The sequence below is a fragment of the Arenimonas oryziterrae DSM 21050 = YC6267 genome (genome assembly GCF_000420545.1).
Lineage (GTDB): Bacteria > Pseudomonadota > Gammaproteobacteria > Xanthomonadales > Xanthomonadaceae > Arenimonas > Arenimonas oryziterrae.
Genome location: NZ_ATVD01000003.1, coordinates 404,045 through 425,248 on the forward strand (window position 1 = coordinate 404,045; position 21,204 = coordinate 425,248).

At 68.2% G+C, this 21,204-nt stretch carries 20 protein-coding genes and 1 tRNA gene; 9 read left to right on the forward strand and 12 right to left on the reverse strand.

Annotated elements, in window-relative coordinates:
* Nucleotides 1-177: 177 nt before the first annotated feature.
* Together mnmG and G467_RS0110205 are read right to left on the reverse strand one after the other, a co-directional pair.
* Complete coding sequence (mnmG, locus tag G467_RS0110200) at nucleotides 178-2,049, reverse strand: tRNA uridine-5-carboxymethylaminomethyl(34) synthesis enzyme MnmG (RefSeq protein WP_022969641.1); 1,872 nt, start codon at nucleotides 2,047-2,049, stop codon at nucleotides 178-180.
* A gap of 480 nt (nucleotides 2,050-2,529) precedes the next feature.
* On the reverse strand, nucleotides 2,530-3,510 hold the full coding sequence (locus G467_RS0110205; protein WP_022969642.1) for a hypothetical protein: 981 nt from the start codon (nucleotides 3,508-3,510) through the stop codon (nucleotides 2,530-2,532).
* A 159-nt stretch (nucleotides 3,511-3,669) separates the two neighbouring features.
* Between G467_RS0110205 and G467_RS0110210 the strand changes: the two genes are divergently transcribed.
* From G467_RS0110210 to G467_RS0110220, 3 genes are all read left to right on the forward strand, one after another.
* Nucleotides 3,670-4,611, forward strand: a complete 942-nt coding sequence (locus G467_RS0110210; protein ID WP_022969643.1) for a DMT family transporter — start codon at nucleotides 3,670-3,672, stop codon at nucleotides 4,609-4,611.
* A 68-nt stretch (nucleotides 4,612-4,679) separates the two neighbouring features.
* Nucleotides 4,680-7,538 (forward strand): M16 family metallopeptidase, encoded by a 2,859-nt coding sequence (locus tag G467_RS0110215; RefSeq protein ID WP_022969644.1) that lies wholly within the window; start codon nucleotides 4,680-4,682, stop codon nucleotides 7,536-7,538.
* A 58-nt stretch (nucleotides 7,539-7,596) separates the two neighbouring features.
* Nucleotides 7,597-8,547: a pyridoxal-phosphate dependent enzyme gene (locus G467_RS0110220; protein WP_022969645.1), complete on the forward strand. Its 951-nt coding sequence runs from the start codon at nucleotides 7,597-7,599 to the stop codon at nucleotides 8,545-8,547.
* A 12-nt stretch (nucleotides 8,548-8,559) separates the two neighbouring features.
* On the opposite strand, the gene G467_RS0110225 is transcribed toward G467_RS0110220, so the two are convergent.
* Nucleotides 8,560-9,363, reverse strand: a complete 804-nt coding sequence (locus G467_RS0110225; protein WP_155844867.1) for a hypothetical protein — start codon at nucleotides 9,361-9,363, stop codon at nucleotides 8,560-8,562.
* A gap of 135 nt (nucleotides 9,364-9,498) precedes the next feature.
* On the opposite strand from G467_RS0110225, the gene G467_RS0110230 reads away from it, so the two are divergent.
* Complete coding sequence (locus tag G467_RS0110230; RefSeq protein WP_022969647.1) at nucleotides 9,499-9,930, forward strand: PH domain-containing protein; 432 nt, start codon at nucleotides 9,499-9,501, stop codon at nucleotides 9,928-9,930.
* Nucleotides 9,931-9,957: 27 nt separating this feature from the next.
* Here G467_RS0110230 and bioC read toward each other — a convergent pair whose 3' ends face one another.
* Genes bioC through bioB form a run of 5 tightly spaced genes read right to left on the reverse strand, consistent with a single transcriptional unit; the run spans nucleotide 9,958 to nucleotide 14,229 of the window.
* Nucleotides 9,958-10,851 carry a malonyl-ACP O-methyltransferase BioC gene (gene bioC / locus G467_RS0110235; protein WP_022969648.1) on the reverse strand — a complete coding sequence of 298 codons (894 nt, stop codon included), beginning with the start codon at nucleotides 10,849-10,851 and terminating at the stop codon, nucleotides 9,958-9,960.
* Complete coding sequence (bioH, locus tag G467_RS0110240; protein WP_022969649.1) at nucleotides 10,848-11,615, reverse strand: pimeloyl-ACP methyl ester esterase BioH; 768 nt, start codon at nucleotides 11,613-11,615, stop codon at nucleotides 10,848-10,850. Before bioH ends, bioC begins: the two co-directional genes overlap by 4 nt.
* A gap of 1 nt (nucleotide 11,616) precedes the next feature.
* Complete coding sequence (locus G467_RS0110245; RefSeq protein ID WP_022969650.1) at nucleotides 11,617-11,982, reverse strand: DUF7079 family protein; 366 nt, start codon at nucleotides 11,980-11,982, stop codon at nucleotides 11,617-11,619.
* Nucleotides 11,983-11,990: 8 nt separating this feature from the next.
* Entirely contained in the window at nucleotides 11,991-13,181 is a 1,191-nt protein-coding gene (gene bioF / locus G467_RS0110250; RefSeq protein WP_026802570.1) for an 8-amino-7-oxononanoate synthase, read from the reverse strand.
* A gap of 7 nt (nucleotides 13,182-13,188) precedes the next feature.
* Nucleotides 13,189-14,229, reverse strand: coding sequence for a biotin synthase BioB (bioB, locus tag G467_RS0110255; protein WP_022969652.1), 1,041 nt, complete (start codon nucleotides 14,227-14,229; stop codon nucleotides 13,189-13,191).
* 76 nt (nucleotides 14,230-14,305) lie between these two features.
* Between bioB and G467_RS0110260 the strand changes: the two genes are divergently transcribed.
* Nucleotides 14,306-15,004, forward strand: coding sequence for a ComFC family protein (locus G467_RS0110260; RefSeq protein WP_022969653.1), 699 nt, complete (start codon nucleotides 14,306-14,308; stop codon nucleotides 15,002-15,004).
* 27 nt (nucleotides 15,005-15,031) lie between these two features.
* On the opposite strand, the gene ubiA is transcribed toward G467_RS0110260, so the two are convergent.
* Entirely contained in the window at nucleotides 15,032-15,946 is a 915-nt protein-coding gene (ubiA, locus tag G467_RS0110265; RefSeq protein WP_022969654.1) for a 4-hydroxybenzoate octaprenyltransferase, read from the reverse strand.
* Between the two features lie 95 nt (nucleotides 15,947-16,041).
* On the opposite strand from ubiA, the gene G467_RS0110270 reads away from it, so the two are divergent.
* From G467_RS0110270 to G467_RS0110280, 3 genes are all read left to right on the forward strand, one after another.
* Nucleotides 16,042-16,248: a hypothetical protein gene (locus tag G467_RS0110270; protein ID WP_022969655.1), complete on the forward strand. Its 207-nt coding sequence runs from the start codon at nucleotides 16,042-16,044 to the stop codon at nucleotides 16,246-16,248.
* 69 nt (nucleotides 16,249-16,317) lie between these two features.
* Nucleotides 16,318-16,394, forward strand: a tRNA-Arg gene (locus G467_RS0110275).
* Between the two features lie 54 nt (nucleotides 16,395-16,448).
* Nucleotides 16,449-16,928 (forward strand): VOC family protein, encoded by a 480-nt coding sequence (locus tag G467_RS0110280; RefSeq protein WP_022969656.1) that lies wholly within the window; start codon nucleotides 16,449-16,451, stop codon nucleotides 16,926-16,928.
* A 24-nt stretch (nucleotides 16,929-16,952) separates the two neighbouring features.
* Here the strand turns inward: G467_RS0110280 and G467_RS0110285 are convergent, their stop codons facing one another.
* The 3 genes from G467_RS0110285 to G467_RS0110295 form a co-directional block, all read right to left on the reverse strand.
* Nucleotides 16,953-17,792, reverse strand: coding sequence for a universal stress protein (locus G467_RS0110285; RefSeq protein WP_022969657.1), 840 nt, complete (start codon nucleotides 17,790-17,792; stop codon nucleotides 16,953-16,955).
* 131 nt (nucleotides 17,793-17,923) lie between these two features.
* Nucleotides 17,924-18,478: a GNAT family N-acetyltransferase gene (locus G467_RS0110290; RefSeq protein ID WP_051130452.1), complete on the reverse strand. Its 555-nt coding sequence runs from the start codon at nucleotides 18,476-18,478 to the stop codon at nucleotides 17,924-17,926.
* 94 nt (nucleotides 18,479-18,572) lie between these two features.
* A complete protein-coding gene (locus G467_RS0110295) occupies nucleotides 18,573-20,024 on the reverse strand; it encodes an alpha/beta hydrolase (protein ID WP_022969659.1) in 1,452 nt (483 codons plus the stop codon).
* A gap of 146 nt (nucleotides 20,025-20,170) precedes the next feature.
* On the opposite strand from G467_RS0110295, the gene G467_RS0110300 reads away from it, so the two are divergent.
* Nucleotides 20,171-21,193: a TraB/GumN family protein gene (locus tag G467_RS0110300; RefSeq protein ID WP_022969660.1), complete on the forward strand. Its 1,023-nt coding sequence runs from the start codon at nucleotides 20,171-20,173 to the stop codon at nucleotides 21,191-21,193.
* The last annotated feature ends 11 nt before the right edge of the window (nucleotides 21,194-21,204 follow it).

Below are 21,204 nucleotides of genomic sequence, written 5' to 3' on the forward strand. Positions count from 1 at the left end.
CACGACGCAGGGCATGACTTCCCCCCGACGCCGCATCCCCTCCCCGGGACATTCGCGGCCCACTCCGTCGATACAAAGCCGACGGATGTAAAGAACACATTAATACAAAGCCCCGGGCCATACCACAGGGAATGGATGCATGGACTGCCGGCCCCGGGTCGGGCCGGTCGGCACGGCTCAGGCGACCCGGCGGCGTTTGCTCAGGTGCACCAGCAGCAGGGAGATCGCCGCCGGCGTCATGCCGGGGATGCGCTGGGCCTGGCCGATGGTCTCGGGCTGCACGTGGGTGAGCTTGCCTTGTAGTTCCGCCGACAGCCCGGGAATGCCCGCAAAGCTGAAACCGGCGGGGAAACGGGTGTCCTCGTGCCGGCGCTGGCGGTCGATTTCCTCGCGCTGGCGTTCCAGGTAGCCCGAATACTTCACGCCGATCTCGACCTGCTCGGCGACCTTCGCGTCGCTCACGCCCGGACCCAGGGCCGGTACCGCCATTAGTTTGGCGTAGTCGAGTTCGGGCCGGCGCATCAGGTCGAGCACCGTGGTTTCGCGGCTGAGCGCGACGCCGGTGTGCTGTTCGATCTCGCGGCCCAGGCCATTGTTCGGGGTCGCCCACAGCTCGCCCAGGCGGGTCTGCTCGCGGGCGACGGCATCGGTCTTGGCCGAAAACGCTGCCCAGCGTGTCTCGTCGACGAGGCCGAGCGCGTGGCCGGTCGGCGTGAGTCGCGCATCGGCATTGTCCTCGCGCAACTGCAGCCGGTATTCGGCGCGCGAGGTGAACATGCGGTAGGGCTCGGTGGTGCCGTGCGTGATCAGGTCGTCGATGAGCACGCCGATGTAGGCCTCGTCGCGGCGCGGCGACCACGCGTCTTTTTCCTGCACCGCGCGCGCGGCGTTGAGGCCGGCGATCAGGCCCTGCGCGGCGGCTTCTTCGTAGCCGGTCGTGCCATTGATCTGACCGGCGAAAAACAGGCCGGCCACGCCCTTGGTTTCCAGCGAGGCCTTGAGTCCGCGCGGATCGAAATAGTCGTATTCGATCGCATAGCCGGGGCGGGTGATATGCGCGTTCTCGAAGCCCTTGATCGACTGCACCAGCGCCTGCTGCACGTCGAACGGCAGCGAGGTGGAAATGCCGTTGGGATAGATCTCGTAGGTCTCCAGGCCCTCGGGCTCGATGAAGATCTGGTGCGAGTCCTTGTCGGCGAAGCGCACGACCTTGTCTTCGATCGAGGGGCAGTAGCGCGGGCCGATGCCTTCGATCACGCCCGAATACATCGGCGAGCGATCGAGCCCGGCGCGGATGATCTCGTGCGTGCGCTCGGAGGTGTGCGTGATCCAGCACGACACCTGGCGCGGATGTTCGCGGCCGGTGCCCATGAAGCTGAAGGTCGGGATCGGCGCGTCGCCCGGTTGTTCGGCCAGGCCGGTGAAATCGATCGTGCGCGCGTCGATGCGCGGCGGCGTGCCTGTCTTGAGGCGATCGACGACGAACGGACCCTCACGCAGGCGCTGGGCGAGCGTGGTCGACGGCGGATCGCCGGCACGCCCGCCGGCGTAGTTCGTCAGGCCGACATGGATCTTGCCGGCGAGGAAGGTGCCGGCCGTCAGCACGACCGCGCGCGCGTCGAAGCGCAGGCCCGACTGCGTGATCACGCCCTGCACGCGGCCGTTCTCGATGACGATGTCGTCGACGGCCTGCTGGAAAAGCGAGAGGTTCGGCTGCCGTTCGACGAGCTGGCGGATGGCGGCCTTGTACAGCACGCGGTCGGCCTGCGCGCGCGTCGCGCGCACGGCCGGTCCCTTGGAGGCATTGAGCGTGCGCCACTGGATGCCGGCGCGGTCCGCCGCCTGCGCCATGGCACCGCCGAGCGCGTCGATCTCCTTGACCAGGTGGCCTTTGCCGATGCCGCCGATCGCCGGATTGCAGCTCATCTGCCCGACGGTTTCGATGCTGTGCGTGAGCAACAGGGTGCGCGCACCGGCCCGTGCCGCGGCGAGCGCGGCTTCGGTGCCGGCGTGGCCGCCGCCGATCACGATGACATCGAAGGTTTGCATGAGTGGATCCTGGAGAGCGAAAGCGGACGGAGCGCCGAAGCGGTGGTTCCGGCGGCCCGTACGGCGCGCATTATCCTGCCGGGGTGGGGCGGCGACCAGGGCCGCGCTCGGCGGGTAGCGGAGACACTTGGCACGAATTCTGCTTTACACCCCCTGCACCCAACGCGGCCAACGCCGGGGGGCGTCGACTCGACTGAACAGGGGCGAGTCAGGCGCGCGGGGGGGATGCCAAGGTCGGAAGCTCCGGGGGGAGCTTCCGGCCTTTTTTTTGCGCGTGTTTTGCGCTTGAAAGCCTGGAAAACGCTTGCGGGGCAGAGGAGATGCCGGCGCCCGGAGGGGTTGTTGGAACAGGGGGGATCCAGGGAACCCCCACCGGGCGCCGAGCAAGCGGTGGACCCGCGTCAGAAATCGACGCTCTGGGTCAGATGTGGTTGCCAAGCATGCGACGACCGACCCGCGCCCGCAAGCCGCAGCGCGACATCAGCCACCCTGGTCAAGCGCCGGCTCCGGGGCTTCGCGCTCGGGCTCGGCGCGGTTGCGCGTCCGGGTCGGCTCGCGGCTGCGTTCGGGTGCCGGTGCCGGCGGCGGTCGCGAGGGCATCGGGGCGAAAGCGCGCGGCGGGGCCTCGTCGCGGGTTTCTTCGCGCCGCTCGATCGGCTGGATACGGCGTTCGACCGGACGGGCGGGCGGCAGGTCGTCGCGGCGCACTTCCCGGCGCGGCTCGATCGGCTGGATGCTGCGGTCCGGCTGCGGGGGTGCGATGCGTCGATCCGGTTGCCAGGGCCGCGTGACCACGGGCGTATTCCGGTCCGGCAACCCGCCCATACCCGGCGGCTGATCGGGAATGCGCGGCTGCTCCATCGGCGGCCCCTCGCCCGGCTCGGGTCGCGGCTGGCGCGGTCCCGGCGGACGCGGATAGCCCGCGCTTGGCGCGGGTGCCGGCGTTCCGGTTAGCGGCGGGCGGCCATAGCCGGGCGGCGCGACTCGCCGGCCGCGATCATCATGGCGGCGATCGCGCCGGTCGTAGTAACGATCCCGGCGATCGTAGCGGTCGTAGTAATCGCGGTCGGCCCAGGGATCGGCGTAGTAGGCCCAGGGACCGGGACGCACGAGGTAGAAAACAAACCCCCAATGCGTTGAATACCCCGGACCGTAGCTGCCGTACCAGGACGGACCGCAGTGGCGGAAGCGCGCAGAGCAGGAGCTGTCGTAACCCCACAGGCCGATCGGGCCGAGGAAGTAGCGATAGTCCGGATAGCCGTAGCCATAGCCGTAGTAGCTGTCGTCGTAATCCGGCGTCGGCGCGTAGTAGTAGTCGCCCTGGCCCTCGTTGGCCGGCGAGTAGTAGCTGCCGTCGCGATAGACGACCTCGCTCTCGCGATACGAGGACGTGCTCACGCAGCCGGCGAGCCCCCCGACCGTGGCGAGTGCGGCAAGAATGAAACGACACTGCATGGCCATGGCCAACCCCCGTTGCGAGATTGCAGTCTCGGCGCGCGGCGGTGAATTACCCCTTAATCCTTTCTGACGCGGTGCGCGTGAAAAAACCGCTGCGCTGCGCGCGGCTATCGGCATGCCGGGCCCGGTGCTAAGGTGCCGCGGGCGTTGCGGGAACCGATCATGACGATGCACCAGGCCTCGGGCCGTTGGCAGTTGGGCCTGATGTTGGCACTGGTCACCGCCGCCTGCTGGGCGACCTTGCCGGTGGCGTTGAAGATCGCGCTGGAATCGCTCGACCCGATCACCCTGACCTGGTTCCGCTTTCTCGTCGCTGCGCTGGTGATGAGTGCTTGGCTGGGCCTGCGCGGCGGCCTGACGCAATTCGCCGGACTCGGCCGGCGGCGCTGGGGCTGGCTGACGATCGCGGCCCTGATGCTCATCGGCAACTACGTGTTCTATCTGCTGGGCGTGCAATACACCACGCCGGCCAATGCGCAATTGCTCATCCAGCTCGCGCCCCTGCTCATGGCGATCGGCGGCATCGTCATCTTTCGCGAGTCGTACCGGCCCGGCCAATGGCTGGGTCTGGCGATCATCGCCGGCGGACTGGCGCTGTTCTTCCGCGATCAATGGACCGGCGCGGCGGCGACGCCGGTCGCCTCGTCGAGTTATGTGCTTGGCTCGGCCTTCGTGCTGATCGCGGCGATCGTGTGGGCGGCGTACGCCTTGCTGCAGAAGCAGCTGTTGCTGCGCCTGAGCTCGCCGGCGATCCTGCTGTTCATCTATGTCACGGCCGCTGTTGTGCTGTTGCCGTTCGCGCATCCGGCCCAACTGCTCACGCTCGACGGACGCCATGCCGCGATGCTGGCGTACTGCGCGCTCAATACGCTGGTGGCGTACGGCGCGTTCGCCGAAGCCTTGGCGCATTGGCAGGCCTCGCGCGTGTCGGCGATCCTGGCGACCACGCCCTTGCTGTGCCTGGCCACGGTCGCTGGCGTGCATGCGCTCGCGCCGTCGCTGGTCGCGCCCGAACACGTGACGCTGCTCGGCTATGCCGGCGCCGTACTCGTCGTGGTCGGTTCGGCGATGAGCAGTCTGTTGGGACAGCGCACATCCCGCTAAAATCGGCCGGCGCGTCACGCGCCGCGTTCGCGTCGCGATTTCCTTCCGCTTTCCTCGGGATCACCGTCATGCGTGTTCGGGTGTTTTACCGGTTCCTGCTGGCGCTGCTGCTGCTGGCCGGTCCGGCACTCGCCTGCGCGAGCGCGCCCGCCGCGATCCCGGTGCCGCTGGATCCCGAGGTGCGCCAGGGCATGCTCAACAACGGCCTGCGCTATTACCTGCGACGCAACGACGAACCGCGCGGCCGGGCCGAGCTGCGCCTGGTGGTACGCGTCGGTTCGGCGCTCGAAGACGATCATCAACGCGGACTGGCACATTTCCTCGAGCACATGGCGTTCAACGGGACGCAGCGGTTTCCGAAAAACGAGCTGGTGAACACCCTGCAATCGGCCGGCGTGAAGTTCGGTGGCGATCTCAATGCGTACACCGGCTTCGACAAGACCGTGTACCAACTGCAGGTGCCGACGCGCGCGAAGGCTTACGACAACGGTCTGGTCGTGCTGCGCGAATGGGCCGGCAACATGAGTCTCACCGATGCCGACATCGAGGCCGAACGCGGCGTGGTGCTGGCCGAGTTACGCAGTGCCAGTGGCCCGTCCGAACGTGTCCTGCGCGCCAGCCTGCCGCGCGTGTTCAACGGTAGCCGCTACGCCGACCGGCTGCCGATCGGCAATGAAGCCAGCCTGCGCGGATTTTCCGCCGCCGACCTGCGCCGGTTCCATCGCGACTGGTATCGGCCCGGACTGATGGCGGTGATCGTGGTCGGCGACATCGATCTGGATCTCACCGAACGGCGCATCCACGGTCTGTTCGGCGATCTCGAAGAACCGGTCGCCGCACCGACGCGGCCGGGCCGCTTCACGATTCCCGCGCGCAGCTGGGCCGAAACGATGGTGCTCAGCGAACCCGAGCTGCCGATGACCAGCGTGCGCGCCACGCTCTGGGTGCGGCCCAGCGGCGGCGTATCCACCGTCGACAGTTTCCGCCGCACGCTGCAGCAGCGGTTGATCAACCGCATGCTGTCCCTGCGCCTGCTGGAGCTGACCGATCGTCCCGAGCGGCCGTTCCTGACCGCGAGCGCCGGCAGTTCGCGCCTGGTCGCCGGCTATTCCCAGTTCGCGATCAGCGCGACGCTCGCCGGCGATTCGCCGCTGGTCGCGGCGCGGCAGATCCTGCTCGAAGTCGAACGCGCGCGGCGGTTCGGCTTTACCGCTGGCGAGCTCGAACGCGCGCGCCGGGAGATGCAGGAGAACTACGCGCGCGCTTATGCCGAACGCAAGAAAACGCGCTCGGCCGCGTTCGCCGACGAACTCGTCGATCTCGCCGCCTACGGCGACGCGGCGCCCGGCATCGACTGGGAATACCGGCAGGTGTCGACCTGGTTGCCGACGCTGACCCTGACCGAGATCAACGAGGCCCGCGGCCGTGGACTGCAGGGCGATGGCCAGGCGCCCTTCCTGCTCGTCGCCGGTCCGCCCGGCGAAGGCCGCGGCATGCTGCCGACCGACGCCCAACTCGCGACGATGATCGCCACGCTCGCCAACGAGAAAATCGTCGCTTACGAAGATCGCGGTAACGACGCGCCCTTGCTCGCGCAGCGACCCGTCGCCGGCAAGCGCCTGGCGACGCAACGCGACGCGGCGACCGGGCAATGGCATCTGCGTTACGGCAACGGCCTGCGCGTGACCTTGATTCCGACCGACTACCGCGACGACGAGATCCTGCTCTCGGGCCTGCGGCCGGGTGGCCATCTGCGCTATCCGGACGCCGACGCGCGCAGTGCGCAATATGCCGCACCGGTCGCGAGCTCGATGGGCTATGGCGTGTTCACACCCTTGCAGCTGCAGCGCAAGTTGCAGGGCAGCCAGGTCGACGTGCGCACGAGCATCGACGACTACGCCGAGCGCATCGAGGGCCGCGCGCGCCCCGCCGAGCTGCGCACCCTGCTCGAGCTCCTGACCCTGAAGATGACCCAGCCGCGTCGCGATCCGACCCGCTACGAACAATTCCGCCAGCAACTGGGCGGCGTGTTCGCCGGGTTCCGCAATTCGCCGCAGGCCCTGTTCGAGGATCGCCTGTATGCGCGCTATTACGACGCGCATCCGCGCGCGATGCGCTTGGGCCAACCCGAGGACGTCGCGCAGATCGATCTCGATCGTGCGCTGGCGATCTATCGCGAGCGCCTGGGCAATGCCGACGGCTTCGAATTCGTGCTCGTCGGCAAGTTCGATCCGAAAACCGTGCTGCCCCTGCTCGACACTTATCTCGGCGGCCTGCCCGGACAACGCGGCGGGGCCGGCTTCGTCGATCGCGGCGTGCGTCCGTATCGCGAAGGCGGCTCGGAAACCCAGCGTCTGGGCAACGACGCCAAAGCCAGCCTGATCGTCACCTATGCCGGTGACACCGCCGCCGGTGCCGACGCCGCGTTGCGCAAAACCGCCCTGGTCGACATCCTGCAGCAGCGTCTGCTCGAAGAAATCCGCGAGGACATGGGCAGTGCCTATGCGCCGCGCGTGAGCGGAAATGTCTGGACCGTGCCCAACGAGGGGTACGACATCCGCTTCGTGCTCGAGCTCGCGCCGACCGATGCCGCCGCCGTCGAGCAGCGCCTGCAAAAGCTCATTGACGATCTGGTCGCGCAGGGACCACGGCCAGGCGAACTCGCGCGCTTCCAGCAGGTCACGCGCACCCAGTATCCGGTACGCCGGCGCAGCAACGGCTTCTGGATCGGCGATTTCGCGCGGCGTGTGCTGACGCCGACGCTGGAGATCGCGCCCGATCGCTATCTCGCGCGCGTCGCCGCGCTCACCGACGCCCAGGTGCAGGCGACCGCGCGCGACTGGCTGCGCCCCGAGCGGCGCCTGCGACTGCTGCAGCTGCCGGCCGGCCCTGCCGGCGCGGCCGCCGACGCGGCCGGCACGCGCTGAGCCGCAGCCACCTCGCCGTGTTTGTTAGGCTGCACCCTCCGCTCACCACGACCGACGCATGACCCACTCCACGCCCGTCTTCGCCGACCTGCTCGCCGCCGCCGCGCGCATCGCACCGCATGCTCACGTCACCCCGGTGCTGCGCTCGCAGTCGCTCGATGCGCTCACTGGCGCGTCTTTGTATTTCAAGGCGGAGAATCTCCAGCGCGCGGGTGCGTTCAAGTTCCGCGGTGCCTGCAATGCGGTCTGGTCGCTCAGCGACGCCGAGGCAGCGCGCGGCGTGCTCACGCATTCCTCGGGCAATCACGGCGCCGCGCTGGCCTTGGCCGCGCGCACGCGTGGCATTCCCGCGCATGTCGTCGTACCCGAAGGCGCGGTCGCGACCAAGGTCGCGGCGATTCGTGCCTATGGCGCGACCGTGCACGTGTGCGCACCGACGCTGGCCGCGCGCGAAGCGATGACGGCGCAGTTGCAGGCGTCCACCGGCGCCGAACTCGTGCATCCGTTCACCGATGCGCGGGTGATCGCCGGCCAGGGCACGGCCGCGCTGGAATTGCTCAAACAGGCCGGCGATCTCGACGCGGTGTTCGCGCCGATCGGCGGCGGCGGTCTCATCGGGGGTACAGCGATCGCGGTCGCCGGCCTGACGACGGGTACGCGCGTGGTCGCGGCCGAGCCCGTCGGTGCGAGCGATGCCTACGACTCCTTGCAGCGTGGCGCGCGCGTCGCCGAGCTGGTACCCGACACGATCTGCGACGGCCTGCGCGCGCTGATCGGTGCGGTGAATTTCGAGTTGCTGCGCGCGCACCGGGTCGAGGTACTACTGGTCAGCGATGCGCAGACGCAGGCGGCCATGCGCCTGCTCTGGGAACGGCTGAAACTCGTGGTCGAACCCTCCAGCGCCACGGTGTTCGCCGCCTTGCTCGCGCATCGCGAGCGCTTCGCCGGACAGCGGCTGGGCCTGATCCTGTCCGGCGGCAACGTCGATCTGGACGCGCTGCGCGGGTGACGCCGCGCCGGCTTACTCCGCCGCTTGCATCATCTTGCGGCCTTCGGCGCTGAACATCGTGCGGATCACGCCGGCACGTTCGTGTTCGGGCAAGGCCATGATCGCTTCCATCATCCAACCCATCGCTTCGCAACGGCGCATCGCCGGGATCGACGGGTCCGAGAGTTTGTCCATCAGCGCCAGCGATTCCGGGCCGTGCTTCTCGATCATGGCGGTGACGAACTTCAGCAGCGAATCCTGCAGCGGCAGTTTTTCCGGCAGCTGCAGCGGGCCATCGCGACCGGTGCGCAGCACGCCGAGGAAAGCGGCCATCATGTCGCGGGTGAAGCTCGGGCCGGCCGCTTCTTCGAGCGCAGCTTCCTCGGCGTCGGTCAGCGTGGCGCCGCTGGTCGAGGAGGTCACGGCCTTGCACATGATCTCGTCGCGCGTGCCCAGCTGCATCAGCTTGGCGAGCATCGCACCAAAGGCATTGGCGCCGGCGTCGTCGGTGCGCGCGAGGTAGGGATCGGCGAGTTCGAAGGCGAGATTGCCCGCGACGCTGGCGACGAAATCCTCGGTGCCGGCGAGCTTGGGTTTGACCACCGTGGCGATGCGCAAGGCCGATTCCCAGCGGCTGCGGAAGGTCGGATCCTCGCGCGTGAGGATGCGCAGCGCCTCGTACTTGGCCAAGGCCTGCTCCATGCGCGCCTTCAGCTCGGGCGACAGGCCCGGGGCCGGTGCGGTCGTCGGGTTCGGCACCGCGACGGCGGTGGCGGCGGCGAACGCGGCCGGCGTCGTCAGCAGGCTCAGGGTCAGGGCGAGAAGCAGTGGGCGCATGGCGGTCATCGATCGGGGAAACAGGCGGTCATTAAACCACGCCCGTCCCGCGTCCGAGGCGGCCGCGATTGTGCCGTTCGCCCCCGCGTGCTTGACTAGACCGGTACGCGAATCCGCGCGATCCGGGAGCCGGGCATGAGTGAAGAACGCATCGAGTGGACGGGCCATCCGTCGCAATGGCAGAACGCCTGGTGGTTCCTCGCCTGCGTGCTGCTGCTGCCGATCCCCGTCGCGATCTGGAAATGGCTGGTCACGCGCAGCACGGTCTACACGCTGACCGATCAGCGACTGAAATTCACCCGCGGCGTGCTCAGCAAGACCACCGAAGACCTGGAGCTGTATCGCGTTCGCGACACCAAGTTCCAGCAGAACTTCTTCGAGCGTCTGTTCGACCTGGGCGAGATCCAGCTCTACACCACCGACGCGAGCACGCCGGTGATTTCCCTGCCTTTCATTCCCGATGCCGACGGCGTGCGGGAACGCATCCGCGCCCTGGTCGAAGCCCGTCGCGACGCCAAACGCGTGCGCTCGCTCGACATCGGCGGTGAGGACGCGGCGCTGCACTGATCGTCGGTGCCGTCGCGCACGCGCGCGTCAGCGCCGACGAACCGGAATGCGGTCGGCGGGAAAACTCGCGATATCGGCGCTGCCCTCGCGACGTGGCGCGCCGGCGTCGGGTGCCCAGGCGGTCGCGGTGATGACTTCCCAACTGCTGGGCAGCACGCCGTCGCGCCGCTGGCCTTCGTAGGCCTGCACCATGCCGGCATGCCGGGCCTTGCCGCCGAGCCCGCGCGGGCGTTGCACGCGGGCATCGCCGGCACCGATGGCGCGCAGTTCCTGCAACAGGCCGCGCACGTCGGCATAGGTCAGCGTGAACAGATCGCGCTCGAGCACGGGATTGCGAAAGCCGGCCGCGATCAGCGCATCGCCAACCTGCTGGATCGCCGCGAACGGCGACAGTGGCGGCTGCCGTTCGCCCGCTGCGAGATACGCTTCGCGCAATTCCAGCAGCGTGTCCGGCCCGAAGGTCGAAAACAGCAGCAGCCCCTGCGGCCTGAGCACGCGCCGGAATTCCGCCAGCGCCACCGGCAGGTCCGGTACCCATTGCAGGCACAGGCTGGAAAAAATCACGTCGATGCTGGCATCGGCGAATGGCAGTTGCGAAGCCTCGGCGCAGACGCGTTTGACCGGTCGCCAGAAGCGCGTCTGCCGCGGCACTTCGCGCAGCATCGGCAAGGCCAGGTCGAGGGCGATGACGTCCGCGCCCGGCCAGCGTTTTTTCATCGCCGCGCTCGCGCGTCCCGGGCCGCTGCCGATGTCGAGGATGCGCGCCGGTTTCTTTTCTTCCAGCACGGCGAGTTGTTCGAGCAGCCGGCTTTCGACTTCCCGTTGCAGCACCGCGACTTCGGCATAGCCCGACGCGGCGCGGCCGAAACTGCGCTTGAGCCGCGCGAGATCGAACAGCCGCGGACGCAGGGGCGTGCTCACGCCGGCAGGCCGCTCGCGAACGCGTCGAGGGCGTCGGCAACCTCGTCGGCATGGCTGAGGAAGGGCGCGTGGCCGCCGTGTTCGATCTGCACGAAGCTCGCCTGCGGCGCCAGCGCCGTGGCCGCGCGCATCGATGCGGGCGAGACCAGGCGATCGCGGCGACCGGCGATCCACAGGCTCGGCATCGACAACGTCGGCAGCTCCGCGCACAGGTCGCTGTCCTGCAAGCGCGCCAGGCCTTCGCGCAGCACCTGCTGCGGCGGTTCGCCGTAGGCGTAGACGATCTCGCGCAGCTGGCGCAATTCATCGCGCACATGGTCGGAGCCCTGCGCCTCGAGCATCAGAAAGCGATCCAGCGTGGCCCGATAATCGTCCTCGAGATGACGCGCGAAGCCGTCGAACAACGCCGGATCCATGCCGCCGGGCCAGGCATCGCCGCGTACGAAACGCGGCGTTGACGCGAGCATGACCAGACCGCGCACCGCCTCGGGCGATTGCAGCGCGCCGCGCAACGCGACCAGTCCGCCGAGCGACCAACCCAGCCACAGTGCCGGCGGCGTTTCCCGCGCGATCTGCGCGGCCATGATCGGCAACTGCAGGGGCAGCACGCTGTCGCGGCTGCGACCGTGTCCGGGCATGTCGACCAGGTGCAGGGTGTAACGCTCGCGCAGTCGCGCGACCAGCGGCGCGAATACGCCGCCGTGCATGGCCCAGCCATGGATCAGCACCAGCGCAGGGCCGGTGCCGATGGTTTCGATGAACATGTCAGTCGGACGCCGCGGGGGATCGGAGGTCCGCGATTATCGCATCGAGCTGTGACCATCGTCTGCGCATGTCCGCGCGCCGCAGCCACCACGCGGGCTGCAGGCGCGCCCGCCAGCCCCGTGGCTGGCGACGAATTTCCGCGCACAGCCAGTCGCGATCGAAGCCGTCCCAGACGCCGGCCGGTGCCAGCAGGTTGTAGGACAGCACGGGATGCACCTCGTCGAGCCAGATCTGCGCCAGTTCGTCGCGGCTAAACGGCGACTGCGCCAATACGCGAGCGCATGGCGCGATGAAGCCGTCGGTCTCGGTGTCGAGGTACAGCTCCGAGAGCGCCATCCAGACCCGCTCGCGCGCGGTCTCGGTCACGGCGGCGCTCAGGCTTCGGCGGTCTGCGGGTTGCTGCAGATGATCGTCAGCGCCGAGACCAGGGCATCGATCTCGTGTTCGCTGTGCGCGGCGGTGATGGTGATGCGCAGGCGCGACTGGCCTTCGGGCACCGTCGGCGGACGGATCGCGCCGACCAGGAAGCCCTGCGCCTCGAGCCGGCGCGCGACCGCGAGCGTGCGCGCGTTGTCGCCCAGCACCAGCGGCTGGATCGGCGTGTACGACTCGGCCAGCGGCAGGCCGGCGCGCAAGGCGCCGCGACGGAAGCGGGCGATCAGTGATGCGACCTTGGCGCGACGCCAGGGCTCGCCGCGAATCAGGCGCAGCGAAGCGCGCATCGCGGCGGCCATGCCGGGCGCCGGCGCGGTGGTGAACAAATACGGACGCGCAGTTTCGGCAATGTGGCCGATCAAGGCCTCGCTGCCGAGCAGCATCGCGCCCTGGCCACCGAAGGCCTTGCCGAACGGCAGCACGAGCAGGGGCACTTCCCGCGCATTGAGGTTGGCGACCGCAGTGCTGCCGCGACCGTCCGGTCCGATCACGCCGATGCCGTGGGCGTCGTCGACGTAGAAGGTCGCGTCTTCGGCGCGCGCGAGCAGGGCCAGGTCGCGCAGCGGCGCGAGGTCGCCGTCCATGCTGAACACGCCATCGGTCGCGAGCATCGCCGCGCCGTCCTTGTGACTGGCCAGCTGCCGCATCGCCGCTTCGACATCGCGATGCGGATAGCGCTTGAGTTCGCAGAACGACAGGCGGGCGCCATCGAGCAGGCAGGCATGGTTGAGCTTGTCCTGCACGCAGACATCGCCCGGTTCGAGCAGGGACTGCATCACCGCCAGATTGGCTAGGTAGCCGCTGCCGAACAGCAGGCCGCGCGGGTAGCCCATCCATTCGGCGCATTCGTTTTCCAGCGCGGCGTGTTCGCTGCCATGGCCGCTGACCAGGGCCGAGGCACTGCTGCCGACGCCATGCCAGGCCGCGCCTTCCTGCAGCGCCGCGATCACTTCAAGATTCTGCGACAGGCCCAGATAGTCGTTGCTGCAGAAATTCAGCAGGTCCTGGCCGTCGACTTTGACGCGCATGCCTTCGCGCGCTTGCACCACGCGCCGCGTGCGCACCGAGTCGCTGGCCACGCGCGCGCTGCGGGCGGCAAGAACACGATCGGTCAGGCGCTGGCGGCTCATCGCGCGATCAAGCGGCGCAGGCGCGCGCGCCGTCGCCATCGGCGCACAGCACGTCGGCGTGGACGGTACGCGCACCGTGGTCGTGCGGTGCCTGCGTGACCTGCATCGGCACCAGGCCCAGGCGCACGAACAGCGCCTGGTCGGCTTCGACGTCGGGGTTGCCGGTGGTCAGCAGTTTTTCGCCGTAGAAAATCGAGTTCGCGCCGGCGAGGAAACACATCGCCTGCAGCTCTTCGCTCATTTCCGCGCGACCGGCGGACAGGCGCACGACCGACTGCGGCATGATCAGGCGTGCGACCGCGATCGTGCGCACGAATTCGAACGGATCGAGCAGGGCCGTGCCGTGCAAGGGCGTGCCTTCGACCTGCACCAGGCGGTTGATCGGCACCGAGCCGGGATGCTCGGGCAGATTGGCGAGCGTCTGCAGCAGGCCGGCGCGCTGTTCGCGCGATTCGCCCATGCCGACGATGCCGCCGCAGCAGGTTTTCAGGCCGACGTTGCGCACATGTTCGAGCGTGTCCAGACGGTCCTGGTATTCGCGCGTCTTGATCACGTCGCCGTAGAACTCCGGCGCGGTATCGAGATTATGGTTGTAGTAGTCCAGGCCGGCGTTCTTGAGCGTGTTCGCCTGCTCGCCGTTGAGCATGCCCAGGGTCGCGCACGCTTCCAGGCCCAGCGCCTTGACCGCGCTGACCATCTCGGCGACCTGCGCCACGTCCTTGTCCTTGGGCGAACGCCAGGCGGCGCCCATGCAAAAACGCGAGGCGCCGGCATCTTTCGCCTGCTGCGCCTTGGCCACGACCTCTTCGACCGTAAGCAGCTTGTGCGCTTTCAGGCCGGTGTTGTAACGCGCGCTCTGCGGGCAGTACGCGCAATCCTCGGGGCAGCCGCCGGTCTTGATCGACAGCAGGGTCGAGACCTGGACTTCGCGCGGATCGAAATTTTCACGGTGCGCCGTGGCGGCGCGATGCATGAGGTCGGGGAAGGGCAGCGCGAACAGCGCCAGCACTTCGTCCCGGGACCAGTCATGACGGAGGACAGCAGGCATGGGGGGAGTCCGACAGCGCCAGAAATGGCGAAGGGGCAGTCTGGTGAGCAGCCCCCCTCCTGTCAACCTGAACGCTATGCGCAAACTTGTCGATGGCATCACGTTTTGCGGCTTTGCCCTGCTCGCGGCGCGCTGTCTGGTTTGTCGCGAGCGCGGCGGCGAACGCAGCGACCTGTGCCCCGATTGCCGCGCCTCGCTGCCCTGGAACGATCGCGCCTGTCTGCGCTGCGGCCTGCCGATGGCGACCGCGACGACGATCTGTGGCGCCTGTCTGCGGCATCCGCCACCGTTCGCCGTCACGCAGGCGGTGTTCCGCTACGGTTTTCCGCTCGATCGCCTGTTGCCGCGCTTCAAGTTCCACGCCGACCTCGCGGCGGGCGCCCTGATCGCCGAGCTCGCACTCCCGCGTCTGTCCCGGGCCGAGCGTCCGCAGCTGTTGGTGCCCGTACCCCTGCATCGCCGGCGTCTGCGCGAACGCGGCTACGACCAGGCGCTGGAGCTCGCCAAGGCGCTGTCGCGGCCGCTGCAGCTGCCCCTGGCCGTGGCGCTGCTGCACCGGCGCGCGGCGACGGTCGCGCAATCGCGCCTGGATGCCCCCGGTCGCCGTCGCAACGTGCGCGGCGCCTTCGTCTGTTCTCCGGGACCGTTGCCCGCGCACGTCGCCCTCGTCGACGATGTCATGACCACCGGCGCGACCGTGCGCGAATGCGCGCTGGCCTTACGCCGCGCCGGCGTGGGCCGCGTCGACGTCTGGGTCATCGCCCGCGCGTCCTAGGCAGGCACGCAGGCGGTGCGGCCGAGGTCAGGCAGCGGCGACCGTCGGCCGCGCGAGCAGGTCGAGCACGATACCGGCGAACACCGCCAGGCCGACCCACTGGTTGTTGAGGAAGGCCTCGAAACAATGCTCGCGCCGGCGATCGCGCGCCTTGACGAACTGGTGGACCACGAAGCCCGCCGCGACCGTCAGGCCGACGAAATAATTCATGCCCAGCCCGGCGCGCCGGCCCAGCAGGATCATCGTGACCAGGAAACCGCCGTAGATCACCGCCTGCGCGATGAGGTCGGCATCGCCGAACAGGATCGCGGTCGATTTCGCGCCCGCACGGATGTCGTCGCGGCGATCGACCATCGCGTACCAGGTGTCGTAACCGGTGGTCCACAACAGATTGCCCAGGAACAGCAGCCAGGCCAGCGGCGGCACCGTGTTCTGCACGGCGGCGAAGGCCATCGGGATACCCCAGCCGAAGGCCAGGCCGAGATAGACCTGCGGCAGGTAGGTGTAGCGCTTGAGGAAGGGATAGCTCGCGGCGAGAAACGCACCGACCACGCTCAGAGAGATGGTCAGGCGATTGGTCAGGCAGACCAGGCCGAACGCGACCGCCATCATCACCACGAACACCGCCAGGGCTTCGCGCGGCGAGACGGCGCCGCTGGCGATCGGTCGACCGCGCGTGCGTTCGACTTGCGGGTCCAGCCAGCGATCGGCGTAGTCGTTGATCACGCAGCCGGCCGACCGCGTCAGCCACACGCCCAGGCTGAAAATCAGCCAGGTCGACCAGGGCGGCACGCCGTCCGCGGCCAGCCACAGGGCCCACCAGGTCGGCCATAGCAACAGCAAGGTGCCGACCGGGCGATCACCGCGGATCAGCTGCCAGTAATGCGGCAGGCGTTCGCGCCAGACGGGCAGTGGGCGGGGCGGGGTGGCGGGCTCGGACATGCCGCCTAGCCTAACAAAGGCACCCTCACCTTCCGCACTTGCTTCGCGTGTGGACGGGCCGCATCGTGATCCCGTCATCGACAGGAGACCGCCCCATGACAGCGAGTGGACAGGGTTCGACCGGCAATGTGATCGCCGCGCTATGCAGTTTTTTCATTCCCGGCCTCGGCCAGCTGGTGCAGGGACGCTGGATCCGCGCGGCCGTCATGTTCGTGCTCGCCGGCCTGCTGTGGCTGGTCCTGATGGGCTGGGTGGTCCACCTGTGGTCGATCATCGACGCGGCCATGTACCGCGCACCGTGAGCCGGCGCGCGCAGGCCCTGATGTACAATGCGCCTGCGCCGTGCGGTTTCCGGCGCCTCGCCAGACAACGCGCCCGTAGCTCAGCCGGATAGAGTAGTGGCTTCCGAAGCCATTGGTCGGGGGTTCGAATCCCTCCGGGCGCGCCAACTTTGTGCCACGCCACAGGACGCGGGAAACCGCTCAGGACGGGGAGTGCCGAGATGGTCAGCAAGAACACGATTTGCCTCTGGTACAACGGCACCGCGCTCGATGCCGCGATGTTCTACGCCGAAACCTTCCCCGATAGTGCGGTCAAGGCCGTCCATCACGCGCCCGGCGACTATCCCTCGGGCAAGCAGGGCGACGTCATCACCGTCGAGTTCACCGTCATGGGCATTCCCTGCCTGGGTTTGAACGGCGGACCGGCGTTCACGCACGACGAGGCGTTTTCGTTTCAGGTCGCGACTGACGATCAGGCCGAAACCGACCGGCTGTGGAACGCGATCGTCGGCAACGGCGGGCAGGAAAGCGCCTGCGGCTGGTGCAAGGATCGCTGGGGCATTTCCTGGCAGATCACCCCGCGCGTGCTCACCGACGCGATCAGCGACCCGGATCGCGCGGCGGCCAAGCGCGCGTTCGACGCGATGATGAGCATGCGCAAGATCGATATCGCGACGATCGAGGCGGCGCGGCGCGGTTAAAGCGAACCGCCGCCCGCCGTGCGCTCAGTGGGAAAAGAGCACCGGCGTGATGGCGTTTTCGAGCACCGACCGGGTCGCACCGCCCAACACCAGCTCGCGCCAGCGGGCATGACCGTAGCCGCCCATGACCAGCAGGTCGGCGCCCACCTCCTGCACGTGGCGCAGCAAGGCCGGTCCGTCCTGCAGCCCCAGCCGCGGCAGCGAGGTCACCGTGACCGACAGGCCATGACGGGCCAGGTGGGCGGCGATATCGGCGCCGGGTTCTTCGCCATGGCGGCCCTCGGCCACCTGCGGGTCGATCATGACGATCTCGACGGCGGTGGTCAGACGGAGCAGCGGCAAGAGATCGTGCAAGGCGCGCGTCGCTTCGCGCGTCGGCTTCCAGGCCATCACCACGCGCCGCAGCGGCACCGGCAGGATCGCGCCCTCGGGCAGGAACAGCACCGGTCGCCCCGAGTGCAGCAGCAGGCGCTTGAAGGTCAGATCGACGCGCGGCGAATCCTGACGCGACAGGGCCCCGCCGAGCAGGGACAGATCCGCGTGCATCGCCTGCAACGCCGCGGTCTCCTCACTCCAGAGCAAGAGCGAGTCGGTCAGCCGCACCTCGCTGGAGACGAGTTCGCGGGCGAGCTGCCGGCGTGCCTGCGTCGCCTGGTTCTCGGCATGGGCGCGGGCGGCTTCGTACTGGTCCTGACCCACCTCCAGGGGCAGGTAACCGAACTCGGTTACCAGCGGAATCGGATTGGCCACCGTCACCAGGGCCGCGATATGCGCCTCGTGCGCCAGGGCAAGCGCGAGGGCCGCGTCCAGGGCCGTTTGGTCGGCGGGCGAATCGAGCAAGGGAACGAAGATTTCGCGGATCATGAGTCGGCTCCTGCGCGGGATATGCCACCACGCTAGTCCTCGCCCTGCCGGCGGGCGTTGACCGGGATCAAGTGACCGGAATTCTCCGGTCGGCGACGCTCGCGCCGGCGACGCGAGGTTCCGCCGCAACCCTAGAGCCAGAGGCTGTGCACGACCTGCGAGCTGTCCTGCGTGTCGCTCTGGCGATTGAAGCCCAGAAAGCGCGCGAGATCGGCCATCGCCAGATTCTCGGCCGAGTCGACCGAGTACAGATAGCGAATGCCACGCGCCCGCGCGACGTCGATCAGATGGCGCACCAGCACTGTCCCCAGGCCCTTGTGCTGCCAGTCGTCGAGCACGGTCACCGCGAATTCGCAGGTCATGCCGGTCGGGTCGGTGTTGTAGCGGGCGACGCCCACGAATTCTTCGCGGGAATCGTGTTTCACGACCGCGGCGAAGGCGACATCGTGCTGGTAGTCGATGTCGGTGAGCTGCGTGATCAGCGCTTCACTGGGATGACGGACCTGGCCGAGAAAACGATAGCGGCACGATTGCGGCGACAGGGCCTCGATGAAGCTGCGTTCTTCGGCGGCATCCTGCGCGGTGACCGGACGCACCACGACCTGCGACAGGTCCCGAAGGGTTTCGGTCCAGCGCGGGTAGTTCTTGTCCAGGGCCCAGGGCAACACGGGTTCGATGGGTGTCATGGCCGGCTCCGACTCGGGCATTGACGCCATGATCCGCCGATGCCGGCAGACGGCGTTGATCTGGATCAAGTCCGGACGCGAGGGCCCCGGCGGCCTAGTCGGCGACCGTGGTCTGGGTGATGCGCGCGGCCAGATAGTCGAAGAATGGATTGCAGTTCATGCGCAGGATCTGGTCGGCACCGACGGTGAGTGCGCCGCGTTCGCCGTGCAGGGCGATCGTGCCCAGGCGGATGCCGAAGTCCTCGTCCTGGCGCGGCTCGAGTCCGTACAGCGCATCGTCCATCGGAAACGGCAGCGCGACATGCGACAGCGAATACACTGTCGGCGGAAACGCCAGGTCCAGCGGACGCGATTGCGTCGCCCGGCTGTCGGCCGCGACGCTGCGTTCGACCACGGCCAGGCGGTGATCGTCGGCATTGGTGATCAGGCTCAGGCGGAAATGCCGTGGCGCATCCGATTGCAGTGTCGCCGCGAAGCCGCTGGCTTCGCGCGTGAGCATCGGCGCGATGATGCTTTCACGGTTGACGTCGAACAGCACGAGCTCGCTGCCATTGGCCGGCAGTTGCTCGAACAGCGCATGCACGACGTCGCCCGTGCTTACCGTGCCGTCGAGCACTGACTGGAACCCCAGGATCGGCGGCAGGCGCGCGCTGTCGCCGCTGAGGCGCAGTGCGCGTACCTGCGCCTTCACCGTCGTGGTCAGCAGATAGGACTGGATCGCGCCGTTGACCGGAAAGGAGTTGTATTTGAACGGATTGAACTCCGGCTGCACGTCCAGCCACAGCGACTTCTCGAAATACGGCAGGCTGCCCAGCGCCGGCAGCATGCGCGAGAACGCCGCGGCGCGGCCGACGCCGATCATCGGCGAGATCAGCACGAGACGATCGGGTCGCGGCAGGTCGCTGTCCGGATCCTCGGCGACATCCATCGCGTATTTCAGTGCGAGCGCGCCGCCGTTGGAATAACCGACGATGTGGAACGGGCGATCCGGGCCGGTGCGCGCACGCACTTCGCGCGCTGCCACGCGCACGGCGGCGAGCCAGTCCTGCCATTGCACATCGAGCAGGCCGGCAGGAATCGTGCCGTGGCCGGGCAGGCGCGGCATCACCACGACATAGCCTTGGGCTTCGTACAGCGCGGCGACGTGACGCAGGCTGTAGGGCGAATCGCTGAGGCCATGCAGCAACAGTACGCCGCCGCGTACCGTCGTCGGCGTGCTCTCGTAGGAGCGGTTCCAGTCGGTCGTGCCGGCGCGCGCGCCGAGAGGATGACCGGCGGCATAGCGGTAGCCGCCACTGGCGGGCGTGGCGGCGATCTTGCGTTGCAGCTCGGCGAACAGCCGCGCCTCGCGTTGCCGGTAGGCCGACCAGGTCATGTCCGCGCCCAGATCTTCGGCACGCATCTCTTCGACCAGGTCCAGGCGATGCCAAGGTTCCAGATCGGGCAGCGAGCGCGCCTCGAACGCGCGCACCAGCACTACCAGCGCGAGCGCACCGAGCAGCAGCAACAGCAGATTGCGCAGAAAACGCCACACTTTCGACGGCATCGTTCGCTCCCGGGGCGAGCTGCATCCTAGCCGTGCGCTGCGGCGAACGGGAAGCGGCGGCGGTCATAACGCCGGCGTAACGATCGTGCAGGAACTAAATCGTCTCTCGAAAGGTTTAGGCTGCACCCAAACCACGAGTGCCGCCCATGCGTCGTCCCATCACCTGTCTGCTCCTGACCTTCGCCCTTCTGCCGCCGGCCTTCGCGCAGGATGCCGGCACCGACGTAGACGCCGTCCGTCCCTTGCCTGCCGGTCCAATCACCGATCTGCACGAAGTGCAGGTGACTGGCGAGACCGCCGGACCGGGTCTGTGGATGGTGTCCAAGGGCACGAATGTGATGTGGGTGCTGGGCACGCAGTCGCCGATGCCCGAGAAGATGAGCTGGCGCTCGACCCAGGTGAATGCGGTCATCGCACAATCGCAGGAAGTGATCCGCGCGCCGTCGGTCTCGATGACCTCTGATATCGGCTTCTTCGGCAAGCTCGCCCTGCTGCCGTCCCTGGTCGGCGTGCGCAACAATCCCGGCGGCGCCACGCTCGACACGATACTCGCGCCGCCGCTGTACGCGCGCTGGCAGGTGCTCAAGGGCAAGTACATCGGTCGCGATGGCAGCGTGGAGAAGTGGCGGCCGATCTTCGCCGCACAAAAGCTCTACGACGAGGCGATCCACGACGTCGGCCTGAGCACACGCGACATCGTCTGGCCAGTCATCGACACGATCATCGCCGAGCACAAGGTGCCGATGACCCGTCCGGTGGTGGAAATGGCGGTCGAATCGCCCAAGCGCATGGTCGCCGAGTTCAAGAAATCACCGATGGACGACCTCGAATGCTTCACGCGCACGCTCGACCGGCTCGAGACCGATCTGGAAAGCATGAAACTGCGCGCCAACGCCTGGGCGACCGGCGATCTGGAAGCGATGCGCGCCCTGCCCTATACCGACCAGCGCATGGCCTGCGACAACGCGATCATGAATGCCAGCGTCGTGCAGAAGAGCGGCATGAAGGACCTGCGCACGCGCGCAAGCGAGGCCTGGATGGTCGCCGTCGAAGCGGCGCTGGCGAAAAACCGCACGACCTTCGCGGTGCTGCCGATGTCGGAACTGCTCGCGCCCGACGGCTACCTCGCGCAACTGCGTGCGCGCGGCTACCAGGTCATCGAACCCTGAGGTCCGGTGCG